The sequence below is a fragment of the Paenibacillus allorhizosphaerae genome (assembly GCF_042659105.1).
GTDB classification, from domain to species: domain Bacteria; phylum Bacillota; class Bacilli; order Paenibacillales; family NBRC-103111; genus Paenibacillus_G; species Paenibacillus_G allorhizosphaerae.
Genome location: NZ_JBHSRV010000008.1, coordinates 114,859 through 129,278 on the forward strand (window position 1 = coordinate 114,859; position 14,420 = coordinate 129,278).

Here is a 14,420-nt window from a genome sequence, read left to right on the forward strand (position 1 = left end):
CCTCCTTTATTTGTCCTGACCCACGCGATGACCGTAACCGGTCATTCCGAATGTAACGAACCCGTCAACGTGCCAAGCCATGGATCCCGGACCGCCCCCCTCACGCCAACCGATATCCGTAAGCAAGCTTCCTCTTGTTCGTCAAACGACTCGATTCCGCTTACGTCCGGGAAATGTTTTGCACCGCCTGCGTTCCCATCCGCTCCACTAACTGCTGCAAATACAGGCTTCTCGGCTGAACATGCTGTCCTTTACGATCCCAATAACCGTCCTGCCGCGGCCGCGGATCGTGCCGGTTCGGCAAAAACGGCGGCTCCACGGTTCCCACGTGCCCGACGGCGTAATTTTGAGCTGTCGGCGGCTGCTGCACGGTCAGCTTCCCTTCCGTGTTCCACGTTACATAGTTCGCCCCGGCCCAACCATGACCGCTGCCCATCCAGCCCCGGTCGCGGATATAAATCGGGGAGCGCACGTTATCGTACAACCCGCCGACGGACCACCGGTGATGCGGCTCGCTCGCGTTAAAATCGACGCTCGATTCGCTGTCGAGAAATACGTTCGGGCCGCAGACGCGGGCATCGAATACGAATGCATGTCTGGCCGTCTCCGTATAGCAGCGCTGCACGAGCGAGAGCTGCCCGGTCACATGGAACGGATACCGCCTGCCGCCCGTAATGATGCTGACCATGTCGGTGACCGTGCAATCCTGTACGGTGACCCATTTGGCATCGCGGTCGATAGTGACAAGCGCGTGTTCCAAATGGCGGCCGCTCACGTCTCTTACCCATGCATTTTTTACGTGATTCAGCACGGCAAAATGGACGACATGGTTTTCATCCGCGCAATAAGGCTCCGTAGCGTCCTGTTTTCCGTCCACTTGGGTATTCGTAATATCCGCATCATAATCGGAGCTGACACTCAAATGCTCAATGCCAACCTGGGCGATTCGATCCCTATCGTCGTATTTCACCATCGCTCCGCCGCCCCACTCCGCCTCGATGGCGCTGGCGATCGGCGCATCCACGGTAATTCGGTCACCCTCGATCTGAGTGATGACCCGGTCAAACAAAAGATCGAACGGGCCCCACTGCTTTGTCCCGCCGGCATTCGGCCTCGGTACGATCGCATCCATGCCGATGGCGTGGATCCACGGCTCGTTGCCTCGGCGGATCACCATCACCGAATCGCCCGGAGCAAATCGGCCGGCATCGGCGACATGAAATGAGCGGGCGCCGGAAGGCACATAGTCGTCAAGGATGTCCGTGATCGTTTGCTCGAGCAGCTGAGGAGCGCCGCCGCCGCTCACCTGCAGCATGTCTCTTCTTCCTTCGCCTCGGGCATGGAGAATCGTTCCGTCTTCCCGCTGGCCTTCCCCTCGAAGCACGACGCCACTTGCTCGAATCGTCAAGGTCCCATCCAACGCGTACGTCCCTTTTTTCAGCAGCAGCGCGCCTCTGAACCCTGCCGGCGACAAAGGCAGGCGGGACAATTGATCGATCGCTTCCTGAATGCGCGCCGTTTGATCGCCCTCCTCCGGCTCAAGCGTCAACACGGCCGGCACTTCGGGAAGCCGGACGCCGCCGCCCATGTAACCGCAGTTCGAAAAGTCGAGAATCCGGTTTCCTTTATAGTCGGGAACGTACGTCATCCGCCCCTCCGCATCCGGAAAGGCGATGCTGCTCTGCTCCGCGGTTAAAAGCGATGGGTCGTACGCCACAAATGAAAAACGATCGTAGTACGGCTTCTGCTCCTCTTTGCTCTCCACCCGGATGTGCAGTTCATACAATCCGGAGCTCAGACTGTCGCATTCCAAGTCGACCGTGCGCTCTTCGCCGGCTGTAAGCATGATTTTCGAAGGTTGCGGCGCGGCCTGTTTCCCCGCCTCGGCTCCAAGCAGCTCCATCGTCAAGGTCAAGTCGGTTACGGCCTGAACATGGAGCTTCGGTGCCATCTCTCCCGGGCGGATGAACGCCGGTTGACCGATTTGCTGCACAAGCGTTGGATGCACGAGATGAATCATCGCTGCCCTGCACCCTATGCGATGGTCCTCCGGTTCCGAACGATGCAGCGAATTCCCTATATTCGTCATCGCTTGCTTCCTCCTCTACAGGTCCACCTCGAATACAAGCACTTTCAGCACTTCATCCGTATGGTTTTCCAAACTGTGCGCCCACTCCGGCCGGTTAATCAAGACGTCGCCTTGACGCACCTCGCGCACTTCCTCGTTTACCGTCATTCGGCCACTGCCTTCTAAAATGATATAAATTTCTTCATCCTGCCGGTGTTTATGGTATCCGATGGACGTATGCGGCGGAAGCTCGGCGTAATTCAAAAACTTCAGCTTCGTCATAAAGTCCTCGTTTTTGAATAGCTGTACGTTTTTGATTTCGCCGTTGCCTTTATGGCTTCGCCCCATAGTGAACTCTGCTTCCAAATAATTTTTGACGATCACGCCTGCGCAGACCTCCCTTCCGGCAACGAGTCCGCCGGAAAATCGTAATCAACCCAGCGCTGCTCGCGGGCGGATTGAATCGCGCCGTCCACCATAAGGAACGTACGGATATTATCGGAAAGATCGGTAACGGACGGAGCGCCGCTGCGAACCGATCGAACGAATGCGTCCAGCGTAAAGCCCTTGCTTTCATAAGGAAGGGCGGGAAGCGGCAGCTGTTCCTTGCTTCCGTCTTTCCGGACAAGCGTCGGCACATCGTCCGTCAGCTCGATAGCGCCCTCGTTGCCTACCAGACGAAAGTTGCCATTCCATGGCGTTAACGTCCCGGTGTCTTCCAGGCTGCCGAAATAATGAACGTTCACCTCGCCGGGAAAGCGGAAAAACGCGCCGTTCACCATGTTCCCCTCACACCAGCTCCAAGACGGACGAAACCCGCTCGCACATACGGCGATCGGGTCCGTACCAAGCAAATAGCGCATTAAGTCAAAATGGTGAACGCTTACATCCGTAAACAAAAAATCGGACGATTGGACGCGCCACGTCCCTTGCCTTGGATTGTGCATCCGCCGGAAAGTCCAATCGACGTAGGCGATCTTTCCGATGACGCCGCTCGTGAGTCCGTCCTTCACCGCCTGAATTTCCGGGGTCCAGCGGTAGTTTTGATTTACCGTTACTTGTTTGCCGTACCGGGGCCGCTTCTCATATAGCGTCATCGCTTCCTCGAAGGAGTAGGATAACGGCTTCTCGGTCAGTACATGCAGTCCTGCCTCCAACGCAAACAGCGCAATCTCGATATGCGTCCTGGGCGGGGTGACGATCAATACCGCATCGGCGGCAACCGATCGGATCGCTTCGCGGTAATCTTGATACGCCGGCAGCGCGTCGTGCTCCAGAATGCTTTTCGCTTCAGCCAAGTTGCTTTCCGACACATCGACTACGGCCGCCATCTCCGCATCCGGATTGGCTTTCACCGTTCGAAGCCAAGAACGGCCAAAGCCGCCGACGCCAATTTGAATGATTTTCAATTTGCTCATGTCGCCAACCTTTCCTAAGCCAATTCTGCTATGTATACGCACGGCTTGATTTTACATCGGTCGGTGTCTCGGCTCCATGGCGGATATATCCTTTATTTTGTATATAATTATCTTTTTGAAGAGAACCGGGTTCGGTGGATGATGGATCATCGTTTGATTCGCGGTAATTACGGGTTCTGGTTCCAACTCGATTCAAGCGTGGGTGGCCTGAACCCACTTTCTTCTGTAGTTTGCATAATGCGTTTTGCAGAGGCCTCTCGCTTGCGAAGGAGAATGACAGCCGGTCATGATGCATTCCGCTTTCGTACCGCTTCGATTGATCAAAGAAACGGACGGATCTTTATGTCTTAACCAGCGCTGATAATGCGTATTGCACAAACCGCGTGATCTGCTCATTCGTCCGCAACCGTCTACGATGCAAGCTATTTCTTTTGTCCTCATGACAAAACCCCCTTGTAATATATACGATACAAATTGTATCTACCAAGTTATAAAAAAAGCGCCTCCTTATACGATCGTTCATGCTGCTTAAATCCATGCTGTGAGATCGTCGAAAATGCAATCGCTTCATTCATATTACATTAATTTTACATCCGTCTCTCTGCTTTTTACAATGGCTGTTGACGCGAATCTTCATAAAAAAATAATAAAATTTTACTGTTCGATTATTTAAATTTGCATTAATTTGTAATAAATGTAAATTACGGCGCGAGATTTTTCAGGTCCGTCAAATGAATCGCAAACTCCCGTTCGATGGCATCGATCCGGACTTTCAGTTCTTGTCCCCATTCTTCATCGCAGACCACGGATGCTGCATACGCGCAGTTATACAGTTCCCCGAGCTTTCGGGCAAACAGCGCATTCGCCTGAAGACATATCGACAGTTCGTGATGCTCCTCTGTCGTCAACTCTCTGGTTTGATGATACGTCCAAAGTTCCGCCATCCGATAATGAAAAGGCTGCATCTTTTCCCACGCTCCCCGGATAAAATGATTACCTTCCCATTGTTGACCGTTTTACGGAGAGTTAGACGCGGCATGGAGATTTTCATCGGGATTCCGCCTATCGAATCATTGTAAACTCGCACTCGTCGCGCAAAAACAATCTGCCCCCGACATTAACGAAGATCGGATTGAAACTTTCGAGCCCGCCGATGAATCCGTATTGTTCCATCATCTCATGCTTGACGAATACGGGCGATTGTGCCAAAAACGCGGCTTCGAAGTCGTAGTCGGTTTTCATGCGTTTCTTCATGTCGTTCACCCCATGTTTAGGATGCGGACCGATTCCCATTTTCATCCGTTCATATAAAAATAATGATTACCTGCGGTGTCACATTGCCGGCAACGGCTGCATATAATGTTTTGGTTGAACAAGTTGATGTTGGAGGGATTCCGGTGGTTGTTACAGAGGAGCTTTGTGAAAAAGAATTGGTTATGCACAAGCTGCACGACATGGGGTTGGATCAGATCGCCAATTGGATTCATGCTTTACCCGAGGACAAGTGGAAGACGCTGTTCATGCTTTACTGGCCTACGCTTGTTAAAAAATGCGGCATTGAGGCATAAGTTTTCGTCCTACATAGCTGCATAATGGTGGAAGAAAACCCTTGACCCTTCAAGGGTTTTCACATGATTAGAGCCAATTTTGGAAAAAATTTGAATTTAACTTTGAACCGCGTTGATAGACGTATTCCGTACAAGAATCTCATTCTTACGAAGCAGCATTTCGAATGTCTTGGCCGGGAGCGGCTTGCCGAATAAAAAGCCCTGCACCTCATCGCAGCCGTACCGTCTGAGATATTCGTACTGCTCGACCGTTTCCACTCCCTCGGCAATGACATTGAGTCCCAGGCTGCGGCATAAGGAAATGATCGTATTCGCTATGACCGCATTCGGTATTTGCTGGACGAATCGCCGATCGATTTTGAGCGCATGTACATCGAACTGCATCAAATAATTCAAAGAAGAGTAGCCTGTCCCGAAATCGTCGATCGAAATATGGATGCCCAAGCTGCGAAGTTCCCGCAATTTCACGATGTTCGTATGTTCCGACCGCATCAAGCCGCTTTCCGTTATTTCAATCTCCAGCCATTCCGGGCTCAGACGGGTTTGTGCGATCACTTCCTTGATCATCGGAATGAAATCATCCTGCTGCAGCTGTCTGGACGAACAATTGACCGCGACGCGCACCGGGGGCAATCCTTGGTCCTGCCAAGCTTTGTTTTGCCGGCAAGCCTCTCTTAACACCCATTTGCCGAGTGGAATAATAAAGCCGGTCTCCTCCGCAAGCGGTATAAATTCGAGCGGAGAGATGGTGCCGCTCTCCGGATGATCCCAGCGGATCAACGCCTCGACGCATTGAATTTTACTCGTCCCCGTATGATACCGGGGTTGGTAATGCAGCACGAATTCATTTTCCCTGAGCGCGCGGTTGAAGTCGCTGACCATCATGAAATTTTTATATATTTTTTCGCTCATTTTCGGCTCGTACAAACCGTAATCCTTTTTGCCCCTTGATTTAACCTGACACATCGCGATATCCGCATGTTGAATTAAATCCTCCGCCCGGCCGCCATGGTCCGGAAACAGGCTGATCCCGATGCTCGCGCTGATGTGGAACAAATGCCCGGCGTAATAAAGCGGTTCTTCCATAATGCGCAGCAGCTGTTTGCAAAGCAACTCCGCCTCTTCTATTCGGTCGATCCGGGAGAGCACCGCAAATTCGTCCCCGTCCATTCGAGCGAGCACCTTCGTTTGCGGCAGTGCCTCCCGGATTTTACGGGAAACGACCTGCAATACCCGATCTCCCATTTCATGGCCGAACGTATCGTTGATCGGTTTAAACCAGTCCAATCCCAAAAAAAGGACGCCGACTTTGGAACGCTCCGACTCAGCCGCCGTCAATGCCTGCTCCAGCCGTTCAATGAAATAACGCCGGTTGGGAAGGCTGGTCAAAGGATCCAGATAGGCAAGACGTTCCATCTTTAGGCCGGCATGATATTTCTCTATAATTTCTCCGAGCAAAAATGACAGCATCTCGACCACTTTTACATTTTCTTTGTTCGGCGTACACACGTGTCTGGAGTATACGGCGAATGTGCCAAGCACCTTATTCGACGCGGATAATACCGGCAACGACCAGCAGGACCTTATGTCGAGCCGTCGCGCTATATCCCTCCACGGACGGCAGGCGGGATCGGACCATAAATTCGATACGATCACCGTTTTTTTGTGCCATGCCGCCGATCCGCACGCCCCTCTTCCCGGGCCGATCTTCACAACGTCGATGGATCGGCTGTATTCACCCGGCAGACTCGGTGCGGCGGCCAGCTGCAGCATCTCCCCGGTTTCATCCACCAGATGAATGGAACAAATCTTGTCTGCAAATATCGTTTCTACGATTCTGATCAGCTTATGTAATATGTCGGATAAAGGCCGTCCGTTCACCATCATTTCCAATACTTCTTGGTGGCCCTTTATCATGAGTCGGCATCCTCCTGTCCGTTTATTTGGATGTTCATCGCTGACGATCCTTCGTCATCGGTCTGCTTTTCGTCAATATCCCTCCCACGAGAAATAAAAAAAATCCAGTCCGAATAAGACTGGATTTGATCGTAGCGATCCCTTCCTAATTCGGCAACCCGGCTGTCGTAGCGATCCCGCTTTAGACCCGCAGCTTTGCGTCCCCACTTTTCAATGGGTTTGCCCTTTGTCGTTAGAACATTTCAAAGAAACGATCAGTAGTTATATTGACCTAGTCGCTTAGATTCATATGCATCACTTATTATACACTTACATAATTCGACAGTAAATATAAAATTTTGCGTTTTTTTGCTCCTCTTATGCCGGATCCGCCGGAAACCGCAGGCCGATTTGCTTTCTCGCCTCATCCATGATTTCCATCGCCGTCAAGGAGACGGCATGAGAGTTCATAGTAGATTCGACGCAGCCTTTTTGCAGTAACCCGATAAATTCCCTCACCTCATGCGACATTGCGTTGGTAGTGTCTGGTTCCACTACACTCTCGACCCTTCCGTCTTTATAGCGAATATGGACATGGCCCGGATCATTGATTTTATCGATCACCATCGTTCCTTCCTCACCCTGGATTTCGGCAGGCAAATCTGAATTTGAAATTTTCGAGTGCATGACGACGGCCTCCATGTCCCGGTACTTTAGAATCAGACTTCCTTCCCCGTCCACTCCGGAGTCCAGAAGGATGCCGCTCGCCTGAATCCGCTCCGGTTTCCCGAACAAAGCCGCCATAGGATAAATGCAATAAATTCCGAGATCCATCAAGGAGCCGTTGGATAATTCTGGATTGAACGCGTTCAGTACTTTTCCTTGCTTGTAAGCGTCGTACCGGGACGAATATTTGCAATAGCTCGCAACATAGCGCCGCACGCGTCCGATTTTCGGCAAGTGGTCGCGGATCGCCTGAAACTGGGGAACCGTCGTAGACTTTAAAGCCTCCATGAGCAGAACACGGTTGTTTACGGCAGCCGCGATCATGTCCTGCACTTCGCGTGCATTGGAAGCGAACGGTTTTTCACACAGTACGTGCTTCCCGCGATTCATGCAGATGATCGCCTGCTTCGCATGAAAAGCGTTAGGGCTGGCGATATATACGGCGTCCAGCTCATGACTTTCTGCCATGCGCTCCAGATCCGTAAAACGGTGCGGAATATCCCATGCCTCCCCGAATGCGCGAGCCTTCTCCTCCGTGCGCGAGTAGACGGCGGTCAGTGCAAAGTGTTCCGACTCGCGAGCCGCTTCAATAAATTTCTCAGTAATCCAGTTCGTTCCGATAACCCCAAACCGTATCATTGGCAATCCCCCATCTCTAAATTGAAAAACACCCCTTGTATGGCAGCGGAATACTCTCACTTTACCAAACGAAGAGATGTTTTTCATGTCGGAACGAAGAAGCTTTCGCTTCCCCATTCCGACAGTTCGGTTGCTGTGCTATGATGCACCGACGCAAATAGCTGCCAGCGCTTGTGCCTGCGTTCGGTTACTTTTTGCCCGCTTTCAACTCGGTCCACAAGCGGTCGTATACTTTAGCCTGCTCGCCGGTGTCCTTGATCCACTCCGTTTGCTTGAGCTGATCGGCGGTCAAGTTCAGCATCGGGATGCTGCGGAATTCTTTGCTGTGCAGCGCTTGCGCTTTCTCGTTCGGATCGCTGTAGCCGATCGACTCGTAGTTTTTGGCGCTCACTTCCGGCTCGAACATGTAGTTGATGAATTTTTCGGCGAGCGACTTATTTTTCGCCCCTTTCGGGATCGCGTAATTATCCGCGAAGATGAGCGCGCCCTCCTTCGGAACGACGAATCCGAGATCGATGTTTTTTCCTTCGCTGACGATTTTGGCCGCATCTCCGGACCAGACCGTACCGATCCAAGCTTCCTCGGCGATAAATTTTTGCTTGATGTTATCGGTATCGAAGGCGAGCACGTTCGGCAGCAAATTTTTCAGATCGGCAACGGCCGCTTGCAGCTGCTTTTCATCTTTCGTGCTGTTGGAGAACCCGTTCTTTTTCAGCCCCATGCCGATGACTTCCTTTTGGTCGTCCAGCAGGATGACTTTGCCTTTATACTGCGGCTTCCACAGATCGGCCCAGCTTTGAACCGGATCTTTGACGAACTTTTTGTTGTATGCGATGCCGGTTACGCCCGACGTGTAAACCAGCGAATACTTGTTGCCGGGATCGAAGGGCAGGTTTTGCATGTTCGCGGCGATGTTTTTCGCATTGGGGATATTGTCCTTATTCAGCTCTTCGAGCAGCCCGAGCTTGATCATCGTCGCCACCATGTAATCGGAAGGCTGGATCAGGTCGTACTTGGAACCCCCTGCCTGCAGCTTCGCAAGCAGTTCTTCGTTGTTCGAAAACGTATCGTAGCGCACTTTGACGTTAAATTTTTTCTCAAACTCTTTCAATACTTCCTCGTCGAAATTGTCCGCCCAGCTGTAAATGCGCAGCTCCTCCTTTAAAGAACAGCCGGAAAATACGGTGAGCGCGAGCAGCAGGCAGACCAGCAAACTTGCGTAACGTTTCATCGCATGAAGACCCCTTTCCTTGGACTAAAATATTATGATCTCCGCCGGATTCGTTCCGCAAGGGTGACGGAGCCTATCGTAAACGCAATCAGCAGCGTACACAACGCATTGATTTCGGGGGAAATCCCCCTTTTCACCAAACCGTAAATGTAGAGCGGCAGCGTCGTCGAGCCCGGACCGGACACGAAGAAGCTGATCATGAAATCATCGAGCGATAAAGTAAAGGCAAGCAGCGCCCCCGCGGCAATCGCGGGCATAATGACCGGCAGCGTCACATGCCGGAACGTCTGCCACGGCCCGGCCCCGAGATCGCTGGCCGCTTCTTCGTATACGCTGCTCGTTCCTTGCAGCCGCGCGGAGACGACGGCGTACACGAACGACAAGCTGAACGTCACATGCGCAATGATCATCGTCCCGGCTCCGAGCGGAATGAGCAGCTGGCTGAACATGCCGAGCAGCGAGATGCCCATCACGATGTCCGGCACGACGACCGGGAGCAGCAGCAGCGCGCGAGCCGCTTGTTCGCCCTTCATCCGGTACCGCTCGAGCCCGAGCGCCGCTCCGGTTCCAAGCGCGGTAGCGATGAAGGTAGATACGAAACCGACGAGCAGACTGTTCAGCAGCGCTTCGATCACCCGTTCGTTCGTAAAGAGCGACGCATACCACTTCCACGTCCAGCCTTGCCACACCGCATTCACCCGCGAATCATTAAAGGAGTACAGCATCACGACCGCAATCGGCACGTACAAAAAAGCAAGTACGGCCCATATATACACGGACCATCGCCGGTGATTTCCGGTCACATCGTCCCACCCCGCTTCGCTCCGCCGGCTCCGGTCAATCGGCTGACCCACGACTGCATGACGCCGATGGCCGCCAGCGACAGAATGATTAGATACACCGATAAAGCCGCACCGAACGGCCAGTCTCTTGCAGACAAGAACTGGTTCTGGATGACGTTCCCGAGCAGTTGGGATTTGGCCCCTCCCATAATATCGGGAATAACGAACATGCCGATCGAGCTGACGAACACCAGCATGCAGCCGGTGAACACCCCGGGCAGCGACATCGGCCATACGACCGCCCAGAACGCGCGGCGCGGGGCCGCACCCAGATCGGAAGCGGCTTCAAGCCATGACTTATCGATCTTCTCCAGCGTCACATAGACGGGTAATATAACGAACGGCAGCAGCGTGTACACCATTCCCAGAAACACGGCTTCTTTGTTGTACAGCAGCTGCAGCGGCTCGCCGATCCACCCCAAGCGCTCCAGCAGCGTGTTGATCACCCCTTGCGAACGCAATAAAATGACCCACGCGAACGAGCGGACAAGCATGTTGATCCAAAATGGAACGAGAATGAGCAGCAGCAGCACGTTTTGCCATTTCCGCTGAAACTGCGTCATCGCATACGCGAACGGGTAGCCGATCAAGGCGCACAGCACCGTCGTAACGATCGCGAGCAGCAGCGTCTCCCCTACGATTTGTACATAAATCGGATCGAGCGCGCGTATGTAATTCTCCGCGGTAAAGGAGTAAACGATCCGGCCGTAGCTATCCCTGCCCATAAAAGACAACGCACCGATCCCGAGTACGGGAACAGCAAAAAAAAGCCCCAGCCACGCGACGGCGGGAACGGTCAACCATCCGCCTTTGTTCACCGGGCCAGCACCACCTCATCCCGTGAAGCCCAGCCGTAGGCTACCTTTTGCCCTGTGCGCCAGCCTTGCACTTCATCGCCGTATCTATACACAAGCAAGTTTGGGCCGCCGCCATCCGGCCGCACATACAGCTTGAGCAGACTGCCGGTGTCGGCCATATCTTCGATCATGCCGGTTCTGTGGCCTTCGGGATGCGGTTTGTCCCGCAGCGGAACCAACTTCACTTTGTCGGGCCTGACCGCGTATGTCCTCCCCTGCTCCTGCAGCGTATTGTTTTCGCCTATAAAGGACGCGACGAACAAACTCGCCGGATGGGCGTATATGTCGCGCGGAGCTCCTACCTGCTCGCAGACGCCCCCGTTCATGACGACAATACGGTCGGATAACGTCATCGCCTCTTCCTGATCATGCGTGACATAAATAAACGTAATGCCGAGCCGCTTCTGCAACTGCTTCAGCTCATGCTGCAAGTTTTTCCGCAGCTGAAGATCGAGCGCCGCAAGCGGCTCGTCGAGCAGAAGCACCTTCGGCCGGTTTACGATCGCCCGCGCAACGGCCACGCGCTGCTGCTGTCCGCCGGAAAGCTGATGAGGCTTGCGCCGCTCCAGACCGGTCAGGCGGGTCAGCTCCACCACCTGCAGCAGCCGTTTTCGCTGTTCCTCCGCCGGCACTTTCTTCATCCGGAGCCCGAACAGGATGTTGTCCTCCACCGTCAAATGTGGAAACAGGGCGTATTGTTGAAACACCATGTTCAAATCGCGTTTGTAAGGCGGCAGCAGCGTAATATCCCGGCCTTCCAAAACAATCGATCCCGAACTCGGCTGCACCAGCCCGGCCAGCATACGGAGCAGCGTCGTCTTGCCGCAGCCGCTCGGCCCCAACATCGTAACGAATTCCCCGGGTTCGATCCGCAGGGAAACATCGGTTACGGCGGACTGGTCATCGTAAATTTTTGACAGCTTCGTCAATTCGAGCATCGTCTTCCCCCCTCTCGCGTCATCGATGCAGACCTCAAATCATCGGCCGCCCAATATATGGTTCATTCGGTATTATATTCATCGCGGTTTTCGGTTTTCCTCTATGCTTTCAAAAAAAAATTTAGTGTCGCTAACCATCCGTTTATTTGAACGAGTACCAACAAGCTACATACCGTCACAGCGTGCTTGGATCCCTGTCGACAGACTTTAACAGAGTCAAGCAACTTGTTCCAGTGAATGCTCCCAATCATTACTCATAAAGAAAAAAAACGTCCCATGAGTCATTTCCGACTCGGGACGCTACGGGTTCTCACCGATGATTTTCAGCCTAATGGAGTTCAATGCCGAAATACGTTCGTAAAGCTTCATGATATTGTTCCTCGGTCTCCGGAACGAAAGTCCGTACGCCGTCAGCGGTAAAAATGCGAAATTCGTTGCCGGCGACCGTGTTGCGTCCCTCCGCTGTCCGGATGGCCAGCATCGAACTGCCCATGAAAATCGAGTCCGGGGCGTTCTCGCACCAGTAGGTGGCCATGACAAAATCTTTCGGCAGCTGCGGCTCTTCGGTAAACGAATAAATCCGGCTCCATCCGCCATGCTTGAACTCGCATAGCAACCAGCCGTAATACGGGTCACGCTCCAGCCGGTAGCACTCGTCCCCCTGCGGATGCTCCAGCCCCTCCACCATTTGGATCGGCCGGCGGGGAACAATGCCTCCCACCCCTACATCGCATAAGTAGAAGGATCCTTCCGCCTCGACTTTCAATACGCGATGGCGGCGCTTCGGAGGAGGATTCGGCTCATCGCGCCAAAAACGAGCCATGAAGTCTGTAACCGGGTACCCGAGCTCTCTTAACAGCCAGCCGAACAGCGCGTTAAGTTCAAAGCAGTAGCCCCCGCGGCCCCGCTCGACGATTTTGCCGAAAAGGTCTTCGATCTCAAGCGACAGCGGGATTCGGCGGACAATATCGAGATTTTCATACGGCACCGTATGGAGATGGCATTCCTGCAGCCGGGCAAGCGTCTCGGCACTGCCGTCAAGCGGGCCGTCGTAGCCAATGCGCTTAAGGTATGCCTGAACATCCGGCCTCGATGAATTGGCAAAATCGTTCATACTATCGCTCCTTTGCAGAGTGAACGTCCCCTTCATCATACCATATTGTTCCATTGTAGAGACTTTGTTTTTTCTTCACCCATGATTTGATGAGCCTATCGATTACGCTCTAACCATCCGCTAGTTTGGCTTTGCCCTTAAGTAGGCCGACGGCCGCCCGGGGGCCCATTGGGCCGGTGTACAGGCGAATACACGAATGTCCGCATATAGTAATTTACGCTCGCAAAATAAAAGATTGGGAGGTGCAAGAAAGATGAGTTTGTTCGGCAAGATGTATCCTTGGAGCAAATGGCGCAAGCACGAAGCTTTGTGGGAACATACGGAATTGCGTCCGCATCTGCCCGAAACGGCAAAATTTACGCACGAACAGCTCCTGTTTTTTTTAGATAAATATCCAGTCGTTTTTTTGAAGCCTTGTTACGGAGGAGGAGGAAGAGGAGTCATTAAGCTATCGCATGAGGGCGAATGGGTTAGAGTGCAGACGCTTACCGATCGAAAAAATGTCACCATTGATAATCTGTATGGATATATCGTTCAAATCATCGGAAAGAAAAGTTACGTTATTCAGCAGGGGATCGATTTGTTGGATATACAGGACCGCAAAATCGATTTCCGCGTTCTTCTGCTCAAACCGCGGAAAACGTGGATGTTTATGGGTTCCATGGGCAAACTCGGCGTGAAAGGGCAAGTCGTGACGAACCACTGCCGCGGCGGTAAATCGATTATCGTCAAAAACGCACTGCAAGAAAGCACGGATTTGAAAAGCGAAGAAATCGACGTATTGGAAAACAAATTGCATACGACCGGGCAGCAAATTGCGCTCGCCCTGGAAAAAAGATATCCTCTCATTACGGAACTCGGTTTGGATATGGGCATCGACCGGGAGAGAAACGTCTGGCTAATCGAAGCGAACACGCGACCGCAGTATAATTTATTTAAGCATCATAAAGACCCTGCGCTATACAATAAAATCAGGCTATCGATCCACAGACTTCGCAGCGTAAGGCCGCGATATCCGAACAAAGCGTTGCAAACGCGGAGCGTTTCGCGGTAAAAAACGAAAACGCCTTAAGGCCACCGGACAGACGTCATCGCAACGCGGCGGAAATAGCAACGGCGCCCC

At 52.8% G+C, this 14,420-nt stretch carries 15 protein-coding genes and 1 riboswitch; of the genes, 2 read left to right on the forward strand and 13 right to left on the reverse strand.

Going from position 1 to position 14,420, the window contains the following annotated elements; translation table 11 throughout:
* Nucleotides 1–160: 160 nt before the first annotated feature.
* The 6 genes from ACFQI7_RS25345 to ACFQI7_RS25370 form a co-directional block, all read right to left on the reverse strand.
* A complete protein-coding gene (locus tag ACFQI7_RS25345) occupies nt 161–2,089 on the reverse strand; it encodes a hypothetical protein (protein WP_218099757.1) in 1,929 nt (642 codons plus the stop codon).
* 15 nt (nt 2,090–2,104) lie between these two features.
* Entirely contained in the window at nt 2,105–2,452 is a 348-nt protein-coding gene (locus ACFQI7_RS25350; protein WP_218099758.1) for a cupin domain-containing protein, read from the reverse strand.
* Entirely contained in the window at nt 2,449–3,486 is a 1,038-nt protein-coding gene (locus ACFQI7_RS25355) for a Gfo/Idh/MocA family protein (RefSeq protein WP_218099759.1), read from the reverse strand. Before ACFQI7_RS25355 ends, ACFQI7_RS25350 begins: the two co-directional genes overlap by 4 nt.
* A 192-nt stretch (nt 3,487–3,678) precedes the next feature.
* A complete protein-coding gene (locus tag ACFQI7_RS25360; protein WP_218099760.1) occupies nt 3,679–3,927 on the reverse strand; it encodes a hypothetical protein in 249 nt (82 codons plus the stop codon).
* A gap of 260 nt (nt 3,928–4,187) precedes the next feature.
* On the reverse strand, nt 4,188–4,451 hold the full coding sequence (locus ACFQI7_RS25365) for a DUF7667 family protein (protein ID WP_218099761.1): 264 nt from the start codon (nt 4,449–4,451) through the stop codon (nt 4,188–4,190).
* 97 nt (nt 4,452–4,548) lie between these two features.
* Complete coding sequence (locus tag ACFQI7_RS25370; RefSeq protein WP_218099762.1) at nt 4,549–4,740, reverse strand: hypothetical protein; 192 nt, start codon at nt 4,738–4,740, stop codon at nt 4,549–4,551.
* Nucleotides 4,741–4,883: 143 nt separating this feature from the next.
* On the opposite strand from ACFQI7_RS25370, the gene ACFQI7_RS25375 reads away from it, so the two are divergent.
* Complete coding sequence (locus ACFQI7_RS25375; protein ID WP_218099763.1) at nt 4,884–5,054, forward strand: hypothetical protein; 171 nt, start codon at nt 4,884–4,886, stop codon at nt 5,052–5,054.
* A gap of 96 nt (nt 5,055–5,150) precedes the next feature.
* Here ACFQI7_RS25375 and ACFQI7_RS25380 read toward each other — a convergent pair whose 3' ends face one another.
* From ACFQI7_RS25380 to ACFQI7_RS25410, 7 genes are all read right to left on the reverse strand, one after another.
* Entirely contained in the window at nt 5,151–6,971 is a 1,821-nt protein-coding gene (locus tag ACFQI7_RS25380; RefSeq protein WP_218099764.1) for a bifunctional diguanylate cyclase/phosphodiesterase, read from the reverse strand.
* A 149-nt stretch (nt 6,972–7,120) separates the two neighbouring features.
* A riboswitch (cyclic di-GMP riboswitch) is annotated at nt 7,121–7,205 on the reverse strand.
* Between the two features lie 123 nt (nt 7,206–7,328).
* Entirely contained in the window at nt 7,329–8,315 is a 987-nt protein-coding gene (locus ACFQI7_RS25385) for a Gfo/Idh/MocA family protein (RefSeq protein WP_218099765.1), read from the reverse strand.
* Between the two features lie 187 nt (nt 8,316–8,502).
* Nucleotides 8,503–9,546 carry a polyamine ABC transporter substrate-binding protein gene (locus tag ACFQI7_RS25390; RefSeq protein ID WP_218099766.1) on the reverse strand — a complete coding sequence of 348 codons (1,044 nt, stop codon included), beginning with the start codon at nt 9,544–9,546 and terminating at the stop codon, nt 8,503–8,505.
* A 32-nt stretch (nt 9,547–9,578) separates the two neighbouring features.
* A complete protein-coding gene (locus ACFQI7_RS25395) occupies nt 9,579–10,349 on the reverse strand; it encodes an ABC transporter permease (protein ID WP_230415088.1) in 771 nt (256 codons plus the stop codon).
* Entirely contained in the window at nt 10,346–11,206 is an 861-nt protein-coding gene (locus ACFQI7_RS25400) for an ABC transporter permease (RefSeq protein ID WP_230415055.1), read from the reverse strand. The genes ACFQI7_RS25395 and ACFQI7_RS25400 overlap by 4 nt, the downstream gene beginning before the upstream one ends.
* On the reverse strand, nt 11,203–12,183 hold the full coding sequence (locus tag ACFQI7_RS25405; protein WP_218099767.1) for an ABC transporter ATP-binding protein: 981 nt from the start codon (nt 12,181–12,183) through the stop codon (nt 11,203–11,205). Before ACFQI7_RS25405 ends, ACFQI7_RS25400 begins: the two co-directional genes overlap by 4 nt.
* Nucleotides 12,184–12,511: 328 nt before the next feature.
* Nucleotides 12,512–13,297: an arylamine N-acetyltransferase family protein gene (locus tag ACFQI7_RS25410; protein WP_218099768.1), complete on the reverse strand. Its 786-nt coding sequence runs from the start codon at nt 13,295–13,297 to the stop codon at nt 12,512–12,514.
* A 253-nt stretch (nt 13,298–13,550) separates the two neighbouring features.
* On the opposite strand from ACFQI7_RS25410, the gene ACFQI7_RS25415 reads away from it, so the two are divergent.
* Nucleotides 13,551–14,351, forward strand: a complete 801-nt coding sequence (locus tag ACFQI7_RS25415) for a YheC/YheD family protein (RefSeq protein ID WP_218099769.1) — start codon at nt 13,551–13,553, stop codon at nt 14,349–14,351.
* The last annotated feature ends 69 nt before the right edge of the window (nt 14,352–14,420 follow it).

Coding starts and splice junctions, on each gene's coding strand:
- ACFQI7_RS25345 (WP_218099757.1), bottom strand. CDS start 2,089: ATGACGAATATAGGGAATTCGCTGCATCGTTCGGAACCGGAGGACCAT.
- ACFQI7_RS25355 (WP_218099759.1), bottom strand. CDS start 3,486: ATGAGCAAATTGAAAATCATTCAAATTGGCGTCGGCGGCTTTGGCCGT.
- ACFQI7_RS25360 (WP_218099760.1), bottom strand. CDS start 3,927: ATGAGGACAAAAGAAATAGCTTGCATCGTAGACGGTTGCGGACGAATG.
- ACFQI7_RS25365 (WP_218099761.1), bottom strand. CDS start 4,451: ATGCAGCCTTTTCATTATCGGATGGCGGAACTTTGGACGTATCATCAA.
- ACFQI7_RS25370 (WP_218099762.1), bottom strand. CDS start 4,740: ATGAAGAAACGCATGAAAACCGACTACGACTTCGAAGCCGCGTTTTTG.
- ACFQI7_RS25380 (WP_218099764.1), bottom strand. CDS start 6,971: ATGATAAAGGGCCACCAAGAAGTATTGGAAATGATGGTGAACGGACGG.
- ACFQI7_RS25385 (WP_218099765.1), bottom strand. CDS start 8,315: ATGATACGGTTTGGGGTTATCGGAACGAACTGGATTACTGAGAAATTT.
- ACFQI7_RS25390 (WP_218099766.1), bottom strand. CDS start 9,546: ATGAAACGTTACGCAAGTTTGCTGGTCTGCCTGCTGCTCGCGCTCACC.
- ACFQI7_RS25405 (WP_218099767.1), bottom strand. CDS start 12,183: ATGCTCGAATTGACGAAGCTGTCAAAAATTTACGATGACCAGTCCGCC.
- ACFQI7_RS25410 (WP_218099768.1), bottom strand. CDS start 13,297: ATGAACGATTTTGCCAATTCATCGAGGCCGGATGTTCAGGCATACCTT.
- ACFQI7_RS25415 (WP_218099769.1), top strand. CDS start 13,551: ATGAGTTTGTTCGGCAAGATGTATCCTTGGAGCAAATGGCGCAAGCAC.